General features: G+C 53.6%; 2 protein-coding genes and 2 pseudogenes. 2 read left to right on the forward strand and 2 right to left on the reverse strand.

Annotated elements, in window-relative coordinates; translation table 11 throughout:
- Positions 1-176 precede the first annotated feature (176 nt).
- Positions 177-384: pseudogene (locus tag DWB67_RS17490) on the reverse strand (transposase); the annotation flags it as partial.
- 369 nt (positions 385-753) lie between these two features.
- Between DWB67_RS17490 and DWB67_RS17495 the strand changes: the two are divergent.
- On the forward strand, positions 754-2,748 hold the full coding sequence (locus tag DWB67_RS17495) for a GAF domain-containing protein (protein WP_119808824.1): 1,995 nt from the start codon (positions 754-756) through the stop codon (positions 2,746-2,748).
- 16 nt (positions 2,749-2,764) lie between these two features.
- On the forward strand, positions 2,765-3,211 hold the full coding sequence (locus DWB67_RS17500; RefSeq protein WP_119808825.1) for a response regulator: 447 nt from the start codon (positions 2,765-2,767) through the stop codon (positions 3,209-3,211).
- Positions 3,212-3,388: 177 nt separating this feature from the next.
- Here the strand turns inward: DWB67_RS17500 and DWB67_RS17505 are convergent.
- Positions 3,389-3,576, reverse strand: a pseudogene (locus DWB67_RS17505) (DDE-type integrase/transposase/recombinase); the annotation flags it as partial.
- Positions 3,577-3,684 lie beyond the last annotated feature (108 nt).

The raw sequence follows: 3,684 nt of genomic DNA on the forward strand, positions 1-3,684 counted from the left end.
AGAGCATCAATCGCGCCGCGGCAGCTCGCCCACTCAAACCCTCCTCGATACAAGCTTTGAACCGCGCACGCAGCGCATCCGGTAATGGTGCTGACATGATCCATCCTCCTAGAAAGGATGAATCACAACCAGACCCCTTTGAAAATCCCATGATTCCGAGTTTTGCAGAAACGCTCTAGCCCTACCATGATCCGGGCGAAGACGCCGTTATCGCTCCAGCGCTTCCAACGGTTATAGAGGGTCTTGGCTGGTCCATATTCCCATGGCGCATCGCACCCTCGCAAGCTATTGCGGTTGATAAAGATAATGTCGCTCAGCACATGCAGGTCATCAACACGCGGGCGGCCATGGTTCTTGGAAAAAAAAGGCGCGGAGGCGCGCCATCCGCACTTCGGCCAGCCAAAACAGGTTACTCGTCAATCAGGTCTCCTTGCAGAAGCCTGGATCACGTCAAAAGGCAAAAATCAATGGGTCTAGAGCCTAAGTTATGTGAGAAAGGGGAAGCATAATCTCAAGCATATGTGTGCAACAAAGCCGGTCTGCTGCCCAAATTCGCCTATTGGCACGCCTTTTCGATTGTACTTCGAGTCATTCGTATCAGGCTCAGTGGCAGCCTCTCTGAACGGGCCGCCCTGCTGACGTACGCTCCTAATAAAGCGATGGTATCGGGTCTCAGAAGGCTTTAATCATTTCTTTTATAGTTATCTACGGTGGTAAATATTCAAGTGGTCAAGAGCGCAGGTCGGATGATACATGACGGATGAGACGGCGCGCCTTGCTGCGTTGCATGTGCAGAACATTCTGGATACGGCCCCAGAGGTCGGCTTTGATGATATCGTCCGATTGGCCACTAGGTTGTGCAATACTCCGGTGGCGCTTGTCAGTCTTGTTGAAACGGACCGACAATGGTTCAAGGCTAGGATAGGCTTTGAGCCCTGTCAGACCCCTATAGCGCAATCTGTTTGCAAGCATGCAATCGGGCAGGGTGACCTTTTGATTATTCCCGATCTGACATCGGACGCGCGGACCAGATCAAACCCCTTGGTGCTGGAAGACCCGCATCTGCGCTTTTATGCAGGCGCACCTTTGATCACGCCCGAGGGGCTGACCCTTGGAACAATATGCGTCATCGACCATGTTGCACGTCCTCAAGGACTGACCGAGGGCCAAGCCGATGACCTGAAGGCGCTGGCCCGCCAAGTCATGGCGCTTCTTGAAATGCGCCGTCTTATTGCCGGTCGTGACGAACTGCTGGTACAAGCTGAAGGACATCGTAAGCAGGCCGAGCATGATCATTCTGAATTGGCGGCCATGTTCGATCAGGCACCAAACTTTATGGCGCTTTTAAAAGGCCCTGAGCATATCTTCGACATAGTCAATCCGGCCTATTCCCGACTGATTGGTCACCGGCAGGTAATTGGTAAAACTGTTGCTCAGGCTTTGCCCGATGCCACAGAACAGGGATATCTTGATCTTCTGGATCAGGCCTATCGTTCGGGTAAGCCGTTTACGCAGGTCGGCGCGCATTTCGCCGTGCAAAGCGATCCTGATAGCCCTGCAGACAACCGGTATATCGACTTTGTATGTCAGCCGACACGGGATGAAAAAGGGTCCGTAACCGGTATTTTCGTCGAAGGTTCGGATGTCACGGAACATGTTCTTCAAACCAGACGCGTGGCTGCGCTTGCAGATTTCGGTGAGACGCTGCGGGATATGGGCAACGCCGAGGATATCGCCCAAGCTGCTGCAGAATGTCTTTCCAAGGCAATCGGTGGAAGCTGCATCGGTTTTGGCAAGGTCGATTTGCAAGCCGAAGAAATCCACATCGATGTCGATTGGTGCGACTCTTATGGGGTCAGTGTTGTAGGATCGCATAACTTCAGATCATTCGGTTCTTATATCGAAAATCTCAAGCGCGGCGAGACCGTAGTTGTTTCCGATGTAGAAACTGACCCCCGAACGGTCAGCGAAGTTGATGGCTTCAAGAAGGTGCATACCAGTGCTTTCCTGAATTTGCCTATCATGGTGCGAGGTTCCCTTGATGCCGTTATTTTTATTCTTAGCGCGCGAACGAGGAAATGGACATCTGAAGAAATCGGTCTTGTCCGCCAAGTAGGAGACCGCGCACATGCGGCGTTCGCGCGCTTGCGGGCCGAACATGAACAGCAGATCCTGAACGAAGAGCTAAGCCATCGGATGAAGAATACACTGGCGATTGTTCAGGCGATCGCCAGCCGGACCCTTCGGGAGGTGCCAGACAGGGATGCCGTGAACGCATTGACGAAACGTATCGGTGCGCTGTCACGTGCGCACGACGCGCTTTTGGAAACGCGATGGGTTTCTGCCAACCTGAAAGACGTTGCAGAAGCGACGCTGTCGGCCCTCGAACAGGTCGACAGTTTCCACCTGCAAGGACCTCCACTCAAAATCGGACCAAGGGCGACATTATCCTTATCCCTTTTGCTGCACGAATTGGCGACCAACGCCATCAAATATGGGGCCCTATCCGTGCCAGAGGGGCAGGTGGCAATCACCTGGCAGGTCGAAAATGGCACAGATTTAGATATATTGCGTATGACGTGGACAGAAACCGGCGGTCCTCCGGCGCATCAGCCGTCCGGAAGGGGGTTCGGTTCAACGCTTATTGCCATGGGGTTGATCGGAACCGGTGGCACAGAACTTTGTTACACTGCATCGGGCCTGATCGCATCGATGGAAGCCCCGCTGGCCGAGCTACAGCAGCCCTAAAGCAGAAAAATTGAAAATGGCCCAATACGCCCCATTGAATCGCCAGCTTGTGCTGGTTGTCGAGGATGAACCGGTCCTGCGGATGGCAGCGGTCGATATGGTTGAATATGCAGGTTTCGACGCAGTTGAGGCGACCGACGCTACGGACGCGGTCAGGATCCTTGAAACCCGTCCCGATATCTGCATCGTGTTTACGGATGTCGACATGCCACGTGGCTTAGATGGTCTGAAGCTGGCCTCCCTCATCCGGAAGCGCTGGCCCCCCATCCACATTATCGTAACGTCTGGTAAGGCAGAGGTAGGCAAGATGACACTGCCGGCTGACTGCGTGTTTTTCGACAAGCCCTATGATGAGCGACGCATTATCGCAGAGATGAGGCGAATGAGTAGTGCGTGCCGGCCTAACTTGATTAACGAAAAGGTCATTCCAATCATTTGCACTGGTGATACTCGCGCAACGTAAACCACAGTAATTGATAATTGGCCGCTCACACAGATTGATTAATTTTCAAACACCATAAGAAGGTCAAAATTGTCTAAATGGCTTCGATGAAAGGGTAGTGTCGCAAAGTTTTAGGTCTTTCGCTGGTTCCGTCGCAAACTTCCCCGCATGCTGAGCGGAGCCGTCCAGCAGACATGGCTATGCTGCGAGCTCCGCGAAGATCTGGAAGGCGGTGGCGCCATTGGCGGGGATCTGCCCCTTGCGGATCATATGCGCCGCTTCGATCCCGGCGCTATGGTGGCCGCGGCCGAATGGAACGCCTTGAAGCCCATCATCGGGCCGGTGATCCTGTTGATAAAGCGGTGATCCTGCTCGAGGATGTTGTTGGGTATTGCCAAGTTGTTGACAGCAGATTGTGCTTCTCTGTGAAGGGCGTGGATCACGCGGTCATCTCAGCGGTGTAATCGGCCCAGAGGCTGAACGCATCGTTGCGG

Origin of the sequence: Paracoccus sp. JM45, assembly GCF_003590715.1 — a bacterium.
In the GTDB taxonomy this organism is placed as follows: Bacteria; Pseudomonadota; Alphaproteobacteria; order Rhodobacterales; family Rhodobacteraceae; genus Paracoccus.